General features: G+C 64.8%; 15 protein-coding genes and 1 pseudogene. 9 read left to right on the forward strand and 7 right to left on the reverse strand.

Annotation, left to right across the window (positions count from 1 at the left end; all coding sequences use genetic code 11):
• Positions 1 to 945: 945 nt before the first annotated feature.
• Positions 946 to 1,566, reverse strand: coding sequence for a hypothetical protein (locus AC2DFQ_RS14340; RefSeq protein WP_484534354.1), 621 nt, complete (start codon positions 1,564 to 1,566; stop codon positions 946 to 948).
• A gap of 328 nt (positions 1,567 to 1,894) precedes the next feature.
• Between AC2DFQ_RS14340 and AC2DFQ_RS14345 the strand changes: the two genes are divergently transcribed.
• From AC2DFQ_RS14345 to AC2DFQ_RS14355, 3 genes are all read left to right on the forward strand, one after another.
• Positions 1,895 to 2,851, forward strand: a complete 957-nt coding sequence (locus AC2DFQ_RS14345; protein WP_484534355.1) for a hypothetical protein — start codon at positions 1,895 to 1,897, stop codon at positions 2,849 to 2,851.
• 152 nt (positions 2,852 to 3,003) lie between these two features.
• The gene (locus tag AC2DFQ_RS14350) at positions 3,004 to 3,561 is read left to right on the forward strand and encodes an RNA polymerase sigma factor (protein ID WP_484534356.1); all 558 of its coding nucleotides are present in this window, start codon (positions 3,004 to 3,006) and stop codon (positions 3,559 to 3,561) included.
• A gap of 85 nt (positions 3,562 to 3,646) precedes the next feature.
• Complete coding sequence (locus tag AC2DFQ_RS14355) at positions 3,647 to 4,534, forward strand: hypothetical protein (protein WP_484534357.1); 888 nt, start codon at positions 3,647 to 3,649, stop codon at positions 4,532 to 4,534.
• Positions 4,535 to 5,029: 495 nt separating this feature from the next.
• On the opposite strand, the gene AC2DFQ_RS14360 is transcribed toward AC2DFQ_RS14355, so the two are convergent.
• From AC2DFQ_RS14360 to AC2DFQ_RS14370, 3 genes are read right to left on the reverse strand one after another with little or no spacing between them, the layout of a single operon-like run.
• Positions 5,030 to 5,488, reverse strand: coding sequence for a hypothetical protein (locus tag AC2DFQ_RS14360; protein WP_484534358.1), 459 nt, complete (start codon positions 5,486 to 5,488; stop codon positions 5,030 to 5,032).
• The gene (locus AC2DFQ_RS14365) at positions 5,485 to 6,471 is read right to left on the reverse strand and encodes a hypothetical protein (RefSeq protein WP_484534359.1); all 987 of its coding nucleotides are present in this window, start codon (positions 6,469 to 6,471) and stop codon (positions 5,485 to 5,487) included. Before AC2DFQ_RS14365 ends, AC2DFQ_RS14360 begins: the two co-directional genes overlap by 4 nt.
• A complete protein-coding gene (locus AC2DFQ_RS14370) occupies positions 6,461 to 6,967 on the reverse strand; it encodes an RNA polymerase sigma factor (protein ID WP_484534360.1) in 507 nt (168 codons plus the stop codon). The genes AC2DFQ_RS14365 and AC2DFQ_RS14370 overlap by 11 nt, the downstream gene beginning before the upstream one ends.
• A gap of 327 nt (positions 6,968 to 7,294) precedes the next feature.
• Between AC2DFQ_RS14370 and AC2DFQ_RS14375 the strand changes: the two genes are divergently transcribed.
• From AC2DFQ_RS14375 to AC2DFQ_RS14390, 4 genes are all read left to right on the forward strand, one after another.
• Complete coding sequence (locus tag AC2DFQ_RS14375; RefSeq protein WP_484534361.1) at positions 7,295 to 7,960, forward strand: hypothetical protein; 666 nt, start codon at positions 7,295 to 7,297, stop codon at positions 7,958 to 7,960.
• 121 nt (positions 7,961 to 8,081) lie between these two features.
• Positions 8,082 to 8,606, forward strand: coding sequence for an RNA polymerase sigma factor (locus tag AC2DFQ_RS14380; protein WP_484534362.1), 525 nt, complete (start codon positions 8,082 to 8,084; stop codon positions 8,604 to 8,606).
• Positions 8,606 to 9,211 (forward strand): hypothetical protein, encoded by a 606-nt coding sequence (locus AC2DFQ_RS14385; RefSeq protein WP_484534363.1) that lies wholly within the window; start codon positions 8,606 to 8,608, stop codon positions 9,209 to 9,211. Before AC2DFQ_RS14380 ends, AC2DFQ_RS14385 begins: the two co-directional genes overlap by 1 nt.
• Positions 9,212 to 9,417: 206 nt before the next feature.
• Entirely contained in the window at positions 9,418 to 9,966 is a 549-nt protein-coding gene (locus tag AC2DFQ_RS14390) for a hypothetical protein (RefSeq protein WP_484534364.1), read from the forward strand.
• Positions 9,967 to 10,101: 135 nt separating this feature from the next.
• On the opposite strand, the gene AC2DFQ_RS14395 is transcribed toward AC2DFQ_RS14390, so the two are convergent.
• Positions 10,102 to 10,920 (reverse strand): hypothetical protein, encoded by an 819-nt coding sequence (locus AC2DFQ_RS14395; protein ID WP_484534365.1) that lies wholly within the window; start codon positions 10,918 to 10,920, stop codon positions 10,102 to 10,104.
• Positions 10,921 to 11,116: 196 nt separating this feature from the next.
• On the opposite strand from AC2DFQ_RS14395, the pseudogene AC2DFQ_RS14400 reads away from it, so the two are divergent.
• Positions 11,117 to 11,724, forward strand: a pseudogene (locus tag AC2DFQ_RS14400) (recombinase family protein).
• Between the two features lie 79 nt (positions 11,725 to 11,803).
• Here the strand turns inward: AC2DFQ_RS14400 and AC2DFQ_RS14405 are convergent.
• Complete coding sequence (locus tag AC2DFQ_RS14405; protein WP_484534366.1) at positions 11,804 to 13,777, reverse strand: PLL family lectin; 1,974 nt, start codon at positions 13,775 to 13,777, stop codon at positions 11,804 to 11,806.
• A 115-nt stretch (positions 13,778 to 13,892) separates the two neighbouring features.
• Between AC2DFQ_RS14405 and AC2DFQ_RS14410 the strand changes: the two genes are divergently transcribed.
• Positions 13,893 to 14,582: a helix-turn-helix domain-containing protein gene (locus AC2DFQ_RS14410; RefSeq protein ID WP_484534367.1), complete on the forward strand. Its 690-nt coding sequence runs from the start codon at positions 13,893 to 13,895 to the stop codon at positions 14,580 to 14,582.
• 357 nt (positions 14,583 to 14,939) lie between these two features.
• Here the strand turns inward: AC2DFQ_RS14410 and AC2DFQ_RS14415 are convergent, their stop codons facing one another.
• A complete protein-coding gene (locus AC2DFQ_RS14415) occupies positions 14,940 to 15,383 on the reverse strand; it encodes a nitroreductase/quinone reductase family protein (RefSeq protein WP_484534368.1) in 444 nt (147 codons plus the stop codon).
• Between the last annotated feature and the right edge of the window lie 40 nt (positions 15,384 to 15,423).

Genomic DNA, 15,423 nt, shown 5'->3' on the forward strand with positions numbered 1-15,423 from the left:
CCTGCATCCAGGAAGTGTTGATCCCGCCCAGCAGGGCGCCGGTGTCGAGGCCCTGCATCCAGGAAGTGTTGATCCCGTCCAGCAGGGCTTCGCGCTCGGACCGATCAGTTGGAAGCTCGGGCAGGTCGGACTCGGTCACGCTTCTACTGAATCAGATCCCTGAGACACGGGGGTTTCGTAGCGGACGAGAGATCTCAAGCGTGCGACGCTCGGGCACATTATGTGAGCCGCACGATGAACGACCGGCATGCGAGCAGACCCTTGCTACCAAGACGAACGTCGCCGAGGGACGCTCGGTTGGGCCGCTCTGCTCAGTCGTGAAGTAGGCCAATGAGCAGGGCGGACACATCCGAATCTGGCCAGGTTTCCTGCTGTAGTCCGTCCGCCCCGTATGCGATCACGTCCCAGCCGTCAGGCTGCCACACCAAGACAACGATCATTCCGCCGTTGCAGACTGTACGAAGACAGGTCTGGGTCGACTGTGAGAAGTCGACCCAGTCGTCTGGAATGAATCGCTCGCCGGGAAGAGGGATCAGGAGCGGGCGGATTGACTCATCGCGATAACGCATTTAATCCAGGGGCTCCTTGCTGGGAAAATCTTTCTTGAGCTGAGGGGTTGGGACCTGCTGCCATCGCCGCAAAGTCTGGGCGTCGAAAATGGGAGACCTCATTGGCCACGCAACCCACGGTCGCGGACTGACGGCCCGCGTTGCTTGGGCTGCCAGAAAGACCCGCTCGAGTCCGCGTTGCACCTCGGCGATGTCAAGTTGGTAGTAGCCCTTTACATCCCCGTCTCGACGTATGTAGACGACCGGCAGCCAGATCGGCGTACCCCCGGTGTTGTCGGCATGGATCACCAGCTGATGACCGATCTCACCTCCGACTTGGTAGTTGCTCCACAGAGCAGTGTGGAAGCTGTCGGCGCTCGTACGCTGATCCCGGTGTCTACCCTGCATTGCCGTGCACAGTGGTCGAGAAGTGTTGGACGGCCGCCGGCGCGGGGTCGTGAACTGAGCCACCCATCTCCACCAACTTGCGGCCCTTTGCTGTCGGCCTGGGACGAGGTGGTGCTGCGTACTGGTCGACGCTCGGCCCTTCGATAAATCCCGCCTCTTCGAGCAGCGCGCCCGCCCCCTCGAGCTCTCCAGGCGTAAACAGCACTCCGTGGAGGTTGAGTTCGGTCGCAAGGAAGGCATCGGGATCCGGGGCGCCTCCTCGCACCTCCATTTCGTCATAGAGCCACTTCAAGTAGCGATCTTGCAGGCCCTGGCGACGCAGTACCGGGGCCCGGCGCAGGCGATCGAACTCCTCCGCCTTTGCCCTGCCGGCGGGCTGCAGCCACACGCCCTGAAGACCGGCGACAGAACGGAAACCGTTCACCAGCCCGCGCTGTCGAAGCAGTTCGAGATGGTGCTCGACGGCCTCGCGGCCAAGGTCGTCAGCATCAAGGTGCTCGGTGACTTGGTCGACGCTGACCGCTGCGGCCGTCGTGACCTGGGTGAGGTCACTAAGCGCGACGAGGACGCGGAGGGTTCGTGATGTCTCGGGCGAGATCTCCGGTGGCACGACTTCAGGCTATCGGTGGGCCGACCGCTTGATTGATGCAGGCACGATTGCTCGCCGTGATTTCGGTTGTGTCAGATGGGGATCCCCTTGCGCATCTCCCCACTTGCGCAGCGGAGAACCTCCGAATGTCCACCGGCCTGCGGCACGGGCAAGGTGGGCTCGGGCAGATTGTCGCCGAAAGCCAGGCCAGGATGAAGGAGACGGTCGCGTTTGAGCGCGAACCGTTGGTGTTGCCGTCACTGGAATCGTCGCCCCTGAGTGTCAGGATCTACTCCGTTGTCCAACCTTGGAGGGTGAGAGCTACCGAGCTCGGAAGAGAGTGTGCAGCGTGATCCACACCCGTCCTATCGCCCTGGTCGCCGTGGTCGGCCTGATGCTTCCCCTTACGGCGTGCGCGTCTGCGGCGGGCAGCTCGCCGTCACTGACGGCGACGTCGTCTCCGACGGCTGCGCCGTCTGCGGAGGTCGAGCTGCCGTCGCAGGATCGTTCTCGGTGGGTGATGCCGCTCGATGAGTTCCAGGACCCGTCGACGGATGCGCTTCTTAGCTATGCCGAGAACCTGCTGGTCGCGGATTGCCTTGGAGAGGAGGGCATTAGCTGGCCAATTCCGTGGCAACCGACCGATGATGAAAGCTACCTCGAGCCTGAAGCCAACATTTCTGGCTTCCCAGCGCTCACCGTTGCTCTCGCAACGGAGTCCGGGTACCACGTCAACTTCAACCCCGGCTGGAGAGGAATCTCCTATGAGTCCACACAAGAGCTGAACGCCATCGCACTCTCGACGCCGGGGTTCGAGCCTGTCGTCGCGGCGTGTCTCGACGAGGCTCGCCAGCAGGTGCCCACTCTCGCCGTAAGCGAATCCACCAACCAACTGCTCGCGTGGAGAGCCGAGACGGACTTTCTGGCAGAAGACCCTCCTGCTGTCGTGGACGCGGGGGCGCGGTGGCAGCGGTGCCTGAAGGATGCGGGGTACGTGTCGGTACCAGACTCACCGTACGAGAAGGTCGAAGCGGACTCCTGGATGCCCTCGGACGAGATGATGGCTGAGGTCGGAATTCCGCCTCGCGAGGCTGAATTGACGCAGAAGGAAATAGACCTTGCGGTGGCGGACGCCTCGTGCCGGGAATCCTCGGGCTGGTCGGAGGCGTACTACCAGAAGGTCTGGGAGGCGCAGGCGAAACTCGTGTCCGAGCATGCCGACGAGCTGATCCGCATTCGTGAAGAGTGGGAAGCAGCACGTGAGATCGTGCTGGATGTAGTCGCTGCCCACGCTCCTGAGCAGTGATCGTGCGTCAGGCGGTTCTCGCGGCACGCGTTCGGCCGGCCGAGACCCTTCGACAGGGAATATGACGATGTCGTGTCAGGATCGGGCGGCAATAACAACCTTTCTCGATGAATGCTCTACACAGCACACCAACTGCGGCCTGAAGGAGGCGGGTGAACGATCGACGCGACGCCTTCGAGGCGCTCTTCGCCGAACACCACGCTGCCGTGCTGCGGTATGTGGAGCGACGTGTTGATGACAGAGAACAAGCCCGCGAGCTGACCATGGACTGCTTCGAGATCGCCTGGCGCCGTTACGACCGAGCTGCGCCGTTCCGTCGCCCCTGGCTGCTGCAAACTGCACGCAACCTGGTCGGCGACTCCTACCGGCGCCGCGACCGCGAACGCGAGGGAATGCGAACACTCGCCGCAGCGTCCGACGGGCCGGACACCACTTTCCAGAACGTCGACCTGCGCCTCGCCTTACGACACCTTACGGCCGCGGATCGGGAAATCCTCGAGCTGTTCTACTGGGACGGGCTGACCGCACCCGAGATCGCCCAAGTCGTCGGATGCCGAACCTCAGCTGCCTGGAAACGACTCAGCCGGGCACGAGACGCCCTCCGATCACTCCTTGAAGAACCCCGCAGGCCTCCTACCAGCTCCGCCCCCATCAGGAGTGCCACCGCGCGGCAAGTGGGAGGGGGTGCGATGGGTTATGTCATGGACTGACGAGAAGATCGAGCGGGTCATGCGCGACATCGACCCGGCAAGGACGGCACCCGACGCATCCCCACTCCCAAGGGAATGGTCCCAAATGCGGAGCATCATGGTCTCCACTCCGCCGCGGCGAAGCATCCTTCGCCCCATCGCTCGATGGGGCTGGACCGTACCGGTTGCCGCCGCCGTGGTTGTCGTCGCGCTCACGGTAGGACCGATTGCCGCAACACCCTCATACGCCGCCACACCCCCACCGCTCACGATCCAGCCACTCGACGACACTATCGACGACGTCCTCAGCGAATCCCTCGACATTCTCCACGCGGCAACAGCGACGACACCATCACGGGATGCTGAGGTCGTCCGATGGTCGTTGCGGGAGGACGGCACCGATAACCCGGTCATCGTGCCGGAACGGCAAGAATGGGTGTGGAATGCGGACGGCACTGGCTACCTGTCAGCGAGAGCCGGCGCCCCATACTCCGTCACTAACGATGGGAAGATCGTCGAACCAGTCGGCGACGCGCCCGACGAAGGCGACCCGATCGAGACGGCTAGGTCGTCCCCGAGCGATTTCGGCTTCTTCCCCGACGAGCCACCCGCGGATGCTCGCGAGATGCGCGACTACCTCACCGTCCAAGCACACCTCCCCGACGATGCAGACGCGCTCGCTTGGTGGGGCGCGATCAGCCTGCTTCGAGACGAATGGACACTCACCGCGGATCAGCAAGCGGCCGCGCTCGAGATCCTTGCCGCCACAGGGGGACTGAGCGTGCTCGGCACCGTCGAAGACCGATTCGGCCGCGACGGCATCGCCCTCTCCGTGACGTCCGCCAACCGCGACCAATTCGGCGCCACCATCGTGCTGGACGAAGCCAGCCGCCAGATCATCGCAGCCGACATCACCTACAACGGCGGTAGCAACCGTCTCGACCTCGACACCGGATCCGTCATCGAGTACTCCGCCTGGCTCCTGCCCCGCTGAGCTCGGAGGCCACCCCCGCGTTGCTGCCGTTGTGCGCGGGAGGGGGACCACCAAGCCCGACGCCCACCCTCGACACCACACGTGAAATCAGACCAAGAGACAGGCAATGAGCTCATACCCGGTCGGTCCCGCTGACATCGAACTACCACCGACCGAGCCCATTGAGATCTCGTGGCCCCTAGATACACCCACGACGACCCCCAGCCAGCCTGAACGCTCCGACGTGTGATCGCGTCACACAGGCGTAGTAGAGGGGCACCTCGAACGGGGGTCGGTCACCGGGCTAGCCGGTGCCCGTAGATGGATCGATTAGCGGCCGTTCTGCGAGACGATTGTCAGCGATCAGTGATGAATGCGGGCCGCCCGCTCGGCCAGCGATGACCCGCTGGAAGCGGACGCGTGATGAAAAAGGGGCGGACGCAGCGACCCGAACACCGCGCCCGCCCGGTGCGCTCCCCGCCACCGCGAAGCCAGCGGGACGGGGGTTGGAGGCTCCTAGGAGCAGCGCACGTTCGTGACGACGCCGAAGACGTTCGCTGAGGTGTTGGCGTAGGCGGTTGCGACGACGGCGGTGCCGTTGCGTGCCTGCAGGGTGCCGGAGGAGCGGGCGTTGGCGATGGAGCCGACTCCGGGGAGAGCGGTGGTGGAGAACGTGCCACAGCTGGTCCAGCTGAGCATCGAACCTGTCAGGTTTGCTGACCGGTACGCGCACACCCTCCCGGTGGCGCAAGACCCGACCGCGTCGATTCCCACCTCGTCGGCGACGGTCAGCGTCATCCGCCGCTCCGGCCACGTGACGGTGTTCTCGTCGATGAGGACCCCGCCGGGCTGGTGGGCGAGAGCGTATTCGATGTCGGGGTGCAGGGGTTGTGTCCCGTGGGCGGCTGCGCCGGTGAGGACGCCTGCGACGATGACGGCCGTGCCGAGGATGACGGATGCGAGCTTGTTCTTCACTGGGCCTCCCACATGGTGTACGCGATCACAGCGCCGGCGGGGATGTCCCCGTCGGGTGTGACGCGCGTCGATTCGATACCGACGATTCGTCCGGTGTCGGCGCTGATGAGCAGCGTCGTGCGGATGTCTGGGTGCGCGGCGGAGTCCGCGGTGATGCCGAGCACTTCACGCCCCGCCCGGTCATGCCCTGTCCCGAGGACGTGCACGCCGTCCTGCGCGAGCACCAGGCGCAGCAGCGCGGCATGCTGGGCGGTCTCGAACGTCCACCACCGCATGGCGCTGTCGATGAAGTCCATGACGTCGGCCCCGTCGAAGGTGTCTGGGAGCCCGAGCCCGTGGAGCAGCGCCTGCATCGCTTCGGGGGTCTCCCCTGAGGGTTCCACCGGCGGGACCCCCATCTCACCCTGCTGGTAGACCGTCTCGGTGAGCACCGACCCCACCGCTGGGGCGTCCTGCTCCGGGATGGTGGAGGTGGCCCCGTCCGCCCAGTACGGCTCGGCCGCGACGACTTGCACCGTGCCGGAACCGTCCGGCTCCCAGGTGGTGGTGGTCACCTGCGGGCAGATGGCGACCGCCTGCCGCCCCTCCGGCATCTGGGTGATCTGGATGTACCAGCCGACGGTCTCGGTGTGCCGGCTCTGCGCTGCCCCTTCGGCCGCGTGCAGGCGGGTGGTGGCCATGGCTGTCACCTCCTCCACGGTCATCTCCTCGGCGTTCGAGAACGTGATGGGGCGCGGGGTCAGCGCCGCCTGCGCGCGGGGTCCAGGGGCGAGGAAGACGGTGACCACCGCGAGGATGACCACGAGGGCAGCTGCGGCCGGGAGCGCGATGAGCGCGGGGGTCCCCCGCAGGTGCCGGATGGGGGCGGGGCCGAGAGCGATCCGGTCCCGCAGCGCCATTTGCGCGGGGGTCAGGGTCGCATCCGCCGGGGTCCGAGCGGGGTCGGCAGCGCGGAGCAGGAGGTCGAGGTCCTCATCCCTCATCGTGCTCACCTCCGGTCCTGGCGAAGTCCGGTTGCAGGATGTCGCGCAGCTTCGCTCGTGCTCGGCTGAGGGCGACCCAGAGGGCGGGGGTGGAGCATCGCAGCACCTTCGCGGCTTCCGCCGCGGACAGCCCATCCCAGTACGTCAGCATGATCGCTTCGCGTTCGCGTTCGGACAGCGACAGCAGGGCGTCCCGGATCACGAGGCGTTCCAAGGTGCCCAAGTGCACCACCGGCTCCTCGACGAGCCGCTCGAGCGCGGCTTCGGCCGCCCGCCGCCGGCTGCCGCGCTTGTAGTGGTCGCGGAGCTTGTAGGAAGCCGTGAGGAACAGCCATGGCCTGTCCACCTCTCGTTCCTGCCCCAGTCGCACCCATGCCAGCTCGAAGGTCTCCGCGGCGATGTCCTCAGCGACCTGCTGATCGTCCACGCGACGTTCGGCGTACCGGAGTACAGCGAGGTAGTGCGCCTCGAACAGCAGCGTGAACGCTTCCGTCACCCTTACCCCGTTCGTCAGCGCGGACTCATCTGTACATGGACGCAGGGGCCGGATCCTTACACGCGCCAGCGAAATTGGTTCCGGCGGGCCGTCCCGAGCCCTACCGTTTCTGGACCGATCCAGATTCTGTCAAATCTGGACCCGGTACAAGATCCCAGATTTCGGTGTCTCCAGCCAAGCTGAAGCGTGGCAGGATAACTATGCCCGTGCGATTCCTGCCACTACGGCCCTGGCACTGCGGTCTGGGTGTTAGGACCGGCTTCCGGCGTCCATGTAGTGAGTGAACCGGCTCAACAGCAGCCAGGACCATCCATTCAAAGGAGAATCATGGATATTCGGCGCCATCTCACCATGGCCATGACCCCATTCGCGGTCGCCGGCCTTGTGTTGGGCGGGGGGATCTCTGCCCACGCCTCCCAAACCCCCGACGACCCGCTGGTGGCCGCGGCCCAGGAGGCCGACGAGCGCGGCTACATCGTGGTCGACCCAGCCGATGCCGAGGTGGTGGGTGGAGCCGTGTTCTACCCGACCGGCCCCATCGCCGAGGACACGCTGGTCGTGATTGCCGATGGGGACGGCTCACTCCCCGACGGGCTCACCGAGAGCAACCTCGCGCGGGTGGCTGACCAGGCCCGCTCAGCTCAGGCCGACGATGATGACGACTTCCACATCGCGGCGGTGTGGAGCGCCACGAGCGCCGGATGGTCCGGGGCGTACACCGGCGGCTCACTCATCGGCTGGGACGACACAGCGGTCGCCAGCTACTCGTTCCACACCGCGGCCGGCTACAACCAGCGGGCCTCTGGGAACGGGTTGGGCTACTACCGGGGGTACAACGGCAGCCAATTCGGCACCTGGTCGCAGTGGTACTACGTGGGCATCGCCTCCAGCACCGGCGCTGGCGGTTCCGTCCCGTGGGGCAACGTCGCTGCCACCAAGAAGTTCCGTGCCCTCTGCACCCAGACCACCGCCTGCTGGGGCAACTGGAACTGACCGGCGGGGACGACCAGGAGCTGGGGCGGACGGTGTCACGCCCCAGCTCCTGCTTCTTTTCGGCCCGACCGTGAACCTTTCACGCTGCGCCGGACACTATTAACCAAGAGGGAAGGTCACCATGGACGAGACAGAGCAGTGGGCGCGTGCCCGTCGCGGCGATCATGACGCGTTCGGTGCGATCTTCGACCTGTACCACTCCCGTGTCTTCGCGCGGGCCTACCGGCTGCTCGACAGTCACGAGGATGCCAAGGACGCCGTCGCCATCGCGTTCCTAGAGCTGTGGCGTAAGCGCTCGTCCGTCCGCGTGCTGGACGGCTCTCCCCTGCCCTGGCTCCTGACCACCGTCGCTCACGCCTGCCGGAACCTGGCGCGTTCCCGACGCCGCTACCAGTCGCTTCTGCGTCGCACCCCTCCCCCGCGATCTGTGGACCCTCCGACCGTTCCCGACGAGACCGGCGTCATCGCGGCGTTGAGGCGCTTGCCCGCCCGTGAGCAGAGCGTGGTGGTTCTCACCGTGCTGGAGGGCTACCCGCATCAGGCCGCGGCCGAAGCCCTCGGCGTCCCCGTGGGCACGGTCAAGTCCCGACTCAACCGCGCGAAGGCGCGGCTTCGCGACGAGATGAATGAGGTGGAGATCGCATGATGTTCGACAACGACCGCTTGGCAGAGCCCGAACGGGAGCGGCTGCGTTCGCTCGTCCTCGACGGGACCGCCGAGCTCGACGCTCGCCGCCAGCGCCGCGGCCGCGCTGTGGCCGCGGGCCTCTCCGTCGCCCTGGTCGCGGGAGTCGTTGCGGGAACGGGCTTGTTCCTCGGCAGCCAGAACGCGCAGGCGCCCGCCGCACCGGCCCCTCAGGGCGCGGAGGTCCCCCAGCCGTGCTCGGATTACGCCGGCACCGATGACCAGCTTGCGCCGGGCTCAGAACCTATCGCCGCGGCCGCGCGCGCAGCCACTCTCCCCAAGGGCTTCATCATCAGCCCCGCCATCAGCATTGCCGACTCCGGCGACGGGTGGGAGGTGCGGGTGCGAGTGTGCGGTGACGAGCCGACCCGGGCCGTCCTGGTCCAGGCGGGCAACACCATCGCTTCTCAGATGGCCGACGAGTCTGACCGCGTCACGGCCTTGACCATCGAGGCGTGGTCCCCCGTCGCTGAGGACGCCATTGCAAAGGACGCCGACGTTTCCGAGGTGACGGCCAACTTCCAGCTCACCGACTGGAACGCGCCGCCGGCGGATGCGTGGCGCTGACCCACACCCCGAGCAGAGCGTCCTTCTTCCCTGACGAGTAGACCCCGCCGTAGAACAGCTCTTCTCGGACGGTGAACCCGTGGGCTTCGAGGTCCTCAGCTGTGATGATGACGCGGTGGTGTCCGCGTGCTCGATTCACTTAGCCCCGCCGGAGGCGACTAAAACGCTCATCGGTCAATGTCGTCGACCTGCCCTAGCCTTCGAGAGTGGACTGGGGAAACGTTGCCGAATGGGTCGGTGCCGTCGGAACGATCGGCGCGCTCCTGTTGGGGATCGGTCTACTCGCCCGCGATCGCGCGATCTCCCGACGGAAGAGCGTCGACGACCTAGTCACGTGGCTCACCTGGCGCCAGGTCCCCGACCGCGAGCAAGGGGCGCGACTCGAGACCATGGTGCATGTCTGTAACCGCGGCTCTAGTGCGGTCTATGCTCCGCTGCTGTTCTACCCGGACGCGCGCGGCGGCTACGGTTCCGAAATCCTCAGCGCAGATGGACAGCCGACGATGCTGGCACCCGGCGCAGAGGTGGAACACGTCATGCAGGGCTCGCCTCGCAACACGGTTGCCCGGTACGTCCTGTTGACCAGCCACGAAGGACGAGTGTGGATCCGCAGGGTCGACGAGCACCGGTACGCCAATGCCCTGGGTCATATCCTGCTTGTTCTACTGTTTCTCATGTTCGAGCGCCACGACGGCGCAAGCTCTCGTCGACGTCGCCAGCGAGCAAGGGCCGCTCAGGCTTCGCTCACCGGCTAGCAGTTGCCCTCAGCAGGGGCCCTTGCCGCGCTGCGCCCGCATTGGGGTCGTCGAACGGTCCTGAAGCGGGCGTCCCGCGTATCAAGGGTGCTATTCCGAATGTGCGGCTACAGAGGGTAGACCGAGATCGTCTGTCTAGATTCTTTGGACGGTGAGACTTATCAGGTCGAGCGCGGCCATGCAGTCGACGCCCGCCAGTTGGAATACCCCGCCATCGTCGTTCGCATATGCCCGCAGTCGGATGACGACATTCACCCAACGCATCTCCCCGCCCGGGATGGTGAAGTCCACGCTCATCACCGGACAAGAGCCACCTTGGCCGCGTCGATTGGCGATGCCATTGCCTGGTGCAGCGCTGAAGCTCTCGTTCAGGAAGGGCACAACCTGCAGCGGAGAAATCGGGCCCCCCAGGTCGTACGCCTGTATTTGCACCTCACCCTGCACATGAGCAGACGGTGCTTCTCCGACGAAAGCGACCTCGACACCTGCGCACATAAGCCTCCAGGTGGCCCACACCGCTAGGCCCGGAGTGACCCGGACACGCGTCGTCTCACTCGCAAAGAGGCCGCGGCCCACCCATTCGATCGTGACGACCTCGTCGGGGTGGTCACCGCCGGAGAGACTCCCCGCGTTCGCCCATGCCTCGATCTTCGAGTTGATGTGCGATTTCTGGTCTACTGGCCAGGAGTACTCCCACCCAGGCAGAATCTGCTGGAAGGGCGCCCCCTGGGACACATCTACCTGGCCGCCCCCCGGCGGCCCAAAAAGGTACGGGAACGCGTCAGGCTTGAGTATGTCGCGCAGGAAACGCCGGGGCTTCACCGCTAACAAGTCCGGCCCGAGCCAATCGATTAGAGCGTCCGGGTCTCGACGCTCAATCGGCGGCAGAATCGGCGTGTTGGCGAGGATGATCTCGGCGGCAGGGCCGAGATTGCGTCGTGACTGGGCGTCCACAGCGAAACTCTCCCCAAAATTAGCGACTCGACACCGCCGTGACGCGGTGTGCGTACTGTCTACTCCGGCACCCGAGCCTTGTCCACGCGGGTCGCGGATCCCAGAACTGAGGACGGAGGCAACCGCGAGGGGTCCAGAATGTTCATTTGCGGATCCTCATCGTGTGGCGTCAGTAGCGCGGCACGACGCTGGGCCTATGGATGGAATGCAGATTGGATACGCCAGGGTCTCGACCACGGATCAGGACCTCACCGCTCAACGCGACGCACTGCTGCGTTTGGGCGTTCAGGACGCGCACATCTACGTCGACCACGGCATGACCGGCGCGAATCGCGCCCGACCGGGATTGCGGGAGGCGCTTGCCGCGGTGCGAAGCGGAGACACCCTCGTCGTGACGAAACTCGACCGGCTCGCCCGGTCGCTGAGAGATGCGCGCGAGATCGCGGATGAGCTGACGTCGAAAGGCGTCGCACTCAGCCTCGGCGGGAACCGGTACGATCCCACCGATCCCGTCGGTCGACTGCTGTTCAACGTGCTCGCCATGGTGGCGGAGTTCGAGCGGGACCTGATCAGCTGCGCACCCGGGAGGGGATGGCGGTCGCCCGCGCCAAAGGGAGGTTGAAGGGAAAGCAGCCGAAACTGTCGAAGACGCAGCGGGCCCTGCTGTTCGAGGTGCACGATCGAGGCGAGTACACCCAGACCGAGATCGCGGAACTGTTCAGCGTCTCGCGCGCCACCGTTCACCGCGAGCTTCAGCATCGCCGTGAGAAGTTTCTCGCATCCTGCGAAGCGCACATCTTCTAGCGCCCTCGGAGCCGCGGTCGCTCAACTCGGGCGCCCAACTCATTGTTGGATGAGCGGTTGAAGCCGTATCAGGCATCCATCAGTTCTGCCACCTATGCCACAGCGCATGGTCTGTGCCGCGAGCAAAGATCTCTAGTCGCCCGTCCTCGTTTGACGCTGCAGCGAGTTCGGACGTTAACACGCCCCCTAGGGGCGCCCAGTCAATCCACTTCCCGTTCGGGTCTTGCCATCGATGCCACAGTGCATTGTCCGTGCCGCGTGCAAAGACTTCGAGTCGTCCATCCGCATTGAGGGCGGCCACCGGGTCGGTGGTGATCAGGCCACCAAGACTCTTCCAGTCTGACCACTTCCCGTTCTGCGCCGTTTGCCAGACGTGCCAAAGAGCGTTGTCCGAGCCGCGCGCGAATGCTTCCAGACGGCCGTCCGTGTGGCGTGCGACGGCGACGTCGCTCGCCAGCGCACCGTTGAGGGGCGCGCCAAGGGTGCCCCAGTTTGACCAGGGTCCACTGCTCGGCGCCAATTGCCACATATGCCAGAGAGCGTTGTCAGTACCGCGGCCAAAGACTTCAAGCCGCCCGTCTTCGTTCGTTGCAACCGTGATGTTTGAGGCGAGCAGGCCGCCGCGGGATGCCCACTCAGACCACCGTCCACTAGGGGCGGTTTGCCACACGTGCCAGAGCGCGTTGTCAGGACCGCGCACGAACACTTCGAGGCGGCCGTCGGCGTTGCGTGCCACTGCGAGGTCGCTGGTCAGCGGTCCACCAAGCGGGGCTGCAAGTGGATCCCAGTTTGACCAGGGGCCTTTTCCCGCGCCCTTTTGCCACTTGTGCCAAAGTTTGTGGTCAGTTCCGCGCGCAAATATTTCCACTCGTCCATCGGCGTTCATCCCGACCGCGACGTTTGAAGTGAGCGCCCCGCCCAGAGGATCCCAGTCCGACCAGTCGCCATTCGGTTTCGTCTGCCACTTGTGCCACGCCGCTGTGTCAGCACCGCCCTTGAAGACCTCGAGACGGCCGTCGGCGTTCTTGATCACCGCGGTGTCCGTAGTTAGTTCGCCACCGAGGCTTGCCCACGCGGACCAGAAAGTGAGGGACTCGATCAGCAACCGCACCGTTGTCGGCGATGCCTCAGCGACGGACACACGGAGGTTGCCCTTGCTTGTGACTACGGATGCGCCCTGTGAGGCCGGAACAGCCCCGATCTGCACCGAGATACGCGACCGGTCATCAACCCCGGTGAGGTGGGCTACAACCCAACCGGTGCCTCCTTCCGGCAGCGCCCTGTCCCAATCCCGTCGAGCCCGGTACTCGATGAGCAAACGTTGATCGGGAACGAGGTCGTCTGCGTATACGCACACCCTCTGGGCCGATTCGGGCGTTGGTGCCCCGGGAAGCGCCGAGAATGTTACTTCGGCGGACCGGCTACCGGACTGAAGCTGGGGGCTGATGTTCACGCCAAATCTCGTCAAATCGAGCCACCCACAGGCGCGAAGTGTTGTGGCAGCAGCTCCGGGACCAGAATCGGCGTACTGCACCCCTACAGCGTTGTTCTGGAGCCTCGGCTCGACAAAGCTGAATTTTCCTCCTTCTAGGCCCATAACGCAGAACGGGTCGCCGTACTCGATCGGTCGAGTTGGAGTATCGAGGTTGGCGTGAAGCGCACCGAGCTTGTGTAGCAGTTCGTGTTGCACGATTGCGGGGTCGAGGTCCTTCGCAGCCATGTGCGTGTACTCGGCCGGTGTTGCTCCCAGGTTCGCGCCGATCTTGTCGATCAACAGAATGAAGTGGTCGTAGTGCGCGAGAGAGACACGGAGGATACCTTCCACCATGGGCCTGACCGAGGCTCCCGCCGTGAACGCCAAAGCGTCCCACTGCTGACCAGTCAGAGGCAACTGCACCCAGTCGAAGACGCGAAATTCAAACTTCTCCCGACCGCCAGATTGCTGCTCGATGAAATGGCCGGCGTTGGCGATGATCGGGTGAATGAACTGCCGCCCATAGCTGGTGACACGAGGCAAGTCACTGCAGTACACGGGGAGAACAGCAAGTTTCATTTTTCCTCCAACGAAACCTGAGCACTCTGTCAGGCTTGAGCACGCTCATCCTCTAGGCGTGCTCCGGAGCTCGCCTAGTAAAAAGGCGACACGTGCGGTGTAGGTGGGAGAGATCATGCGCCTTGTGCAGTCCGCATCCGCCTCGGTGGCGCTTCGCCGCCACGTTCGTGCGTTCGCGCAGCGCACCAGGGATGGGGCCTCCGAACACCAACCGATGCCGGCCTATCTGGAGACGATCATTCAGTTCGACTTCGGCGCACCGCCTGTCGTGCGATCACTGGGTGGAGGGTGGGAGACTGCCCGCCGCCGAAGCGTGGTGGGCCCGCACACCTCCGCCGATACCAGATTGCGGTTCGACGGCAAGACCGACACGTTCGCGATCTTTCTCGAGCCAGCGGCGCTGTGTTCGCTGTTCGGCATACCTATCAGCGCGGTGATGGAGACCCATTTCGACGCGGAAGATGTTCTCGGAACGCCAGTAGCTCACCTTTGGGATGCCCTCGCCGAAACGACTGACTTCCGACACCGGGTGCGACTCGCGGAAGCGTTCCTTCACCGACATGGTGACCTCGAATCGGCCAACACCATCACCCTCGCTGCTGTGAATCTTCTCGTCCAGCAGCGTGGTCGGACTGCCATCCCAGACATTGCGTCGAAGCTCAACGTCAGTGTTCGGCAGCTGGAGCGCTTCTTCGACCGGGATATCGGCATCACTCCCAAGCGATTCGCGCGAGTGGCGCGGTTTCAAACCGCTCTCGACGCCCGTGTCACAGCCGAACCGACCGTGGCTGCAGATAGCGCATGATGTCGGGTACTTCGACCAGATGCACCTCATACACGAGTTCCGATCTTTCGGCGGGTTACCCCCCACCCTCACCCTCGAGCGGCTGGGCGACTCCCGTCCCGCAGCCCTCGCCGCAGCGGCCGGCTAGCGCAGTCGGTCCAGACTTGCTGCAGGGGCGGCCTTTCCACCCTCAATCGACCCTGACCCGTTCCCAGCAAGCGAACGACGTCCGCGAGCACTTCCGCGCGCGCTGATGGTCGTCAACGGATAGCTCGTTGGTATCGGAACCGTCGCTCGATCAGCGACCGCTTATGGGCAGGGGATGACTCACTTGCCGCGGCGTCTATGTACGGCAGCGCGGCGGACCCGTCTTCGCGGTCACGAAACGCTCTTCGTCGATGTAGGGATGTCGGAGAAGACAATTTCCACGAGCGGGCTCCCGGCCATCCAGTCCTCGACGTGCTGGGGTTGTCGAACGATGGCGGGATTGTGGGGTTGGTTGAAGTCGTCGACGATGTACTCGAAGATTGGCTGCTTCTGCGCGGGATCGGTGATTGGCAGTGCGGTCGCCCGAAGGTCGGCTCGGATGCCGTGTTTGAGATGGAAGACGAACTCGGGGTTGGCCAGCAGGTTCGAGTACCAGTCGCGGCGTGCGGGGGTGCTGCTGAGGTACCACCGGCCATAGACGCGATGGAACCAGATCTCGATCCGGCGAGGCTTGCCTGACCGGGCGCCGATGGTGGTGATGTCGACGGTGCGCTGCCAGGCCGTGGAATCACGGCTGATGTTCAGCGCGCTCAGGATCTCGGTGGTGCTGGGCATGATTTCTCCTCGTGCGTCGCGCCTCGCCCTGGACGAATCC

This window comes from Microbacterium sp. Z11_20, assembly GCF_057197605.1.

Coding starts and splice junctions, on each gene's coding strand:
- AC2DFQ_RS14380 (WP_484534362.1), top strand. CDS start 8,082: ATGGACGAGACAGAGCAGTGGGCGCGTGCCCGTCGCGGCGATCATGAC.
- AC2DFQ_RS14365 (WP_484534359.1), bottom strand. CDS start 6,471: ATGAGGGATGAGGACCTCGACCTCCTGCTCCGCGCTGCCGACCCCGCT.
- AC2DFQ_RS14410 (WP_484534367.1), top strand. CDS start 13,893: ATGCGCCTTGTGCAGTCCGCATCCGCCTCGGTGGCGCTTCGCCGCCAC.
- AC2DFQ_RS14415 (WP_484534368.1), bottom strand. CDS start 15,383: ATGCCCAGCACCACCGAGATCCTGAGCGCGCTGAACATCAGCCGTGAT.
- AC2DFQ_RS14375 (WP_484534361.1), top strand. CDS start 7,295: ATGGATATTCGGCGCCATCTCACCATGGCCATGACCCCATTCGCGGTC.
- AC2DFQ_RS14405 (WP_484534366.1), bottom strand. CDS start 13,777: ATGAAACTTGCTGTTCTCCCCGTGTACTGCAGTGACTTGCCTCGTGTC.
- AC2DFQ_RS14385 (WP_484534363.1), top strand. CDS start 8,606: ATGTTCGACAACGACCGCTTGGCAGAGCCCGAACGGGAGCGGCTGCGT.
- AC2DFQ_RS14355 (WP_484534357.1), top strand. CDS start 3,647: ATGCGGAGCATCATGGTCTCCACTCCGCCGCGGCGAAGCATCCTTCGC.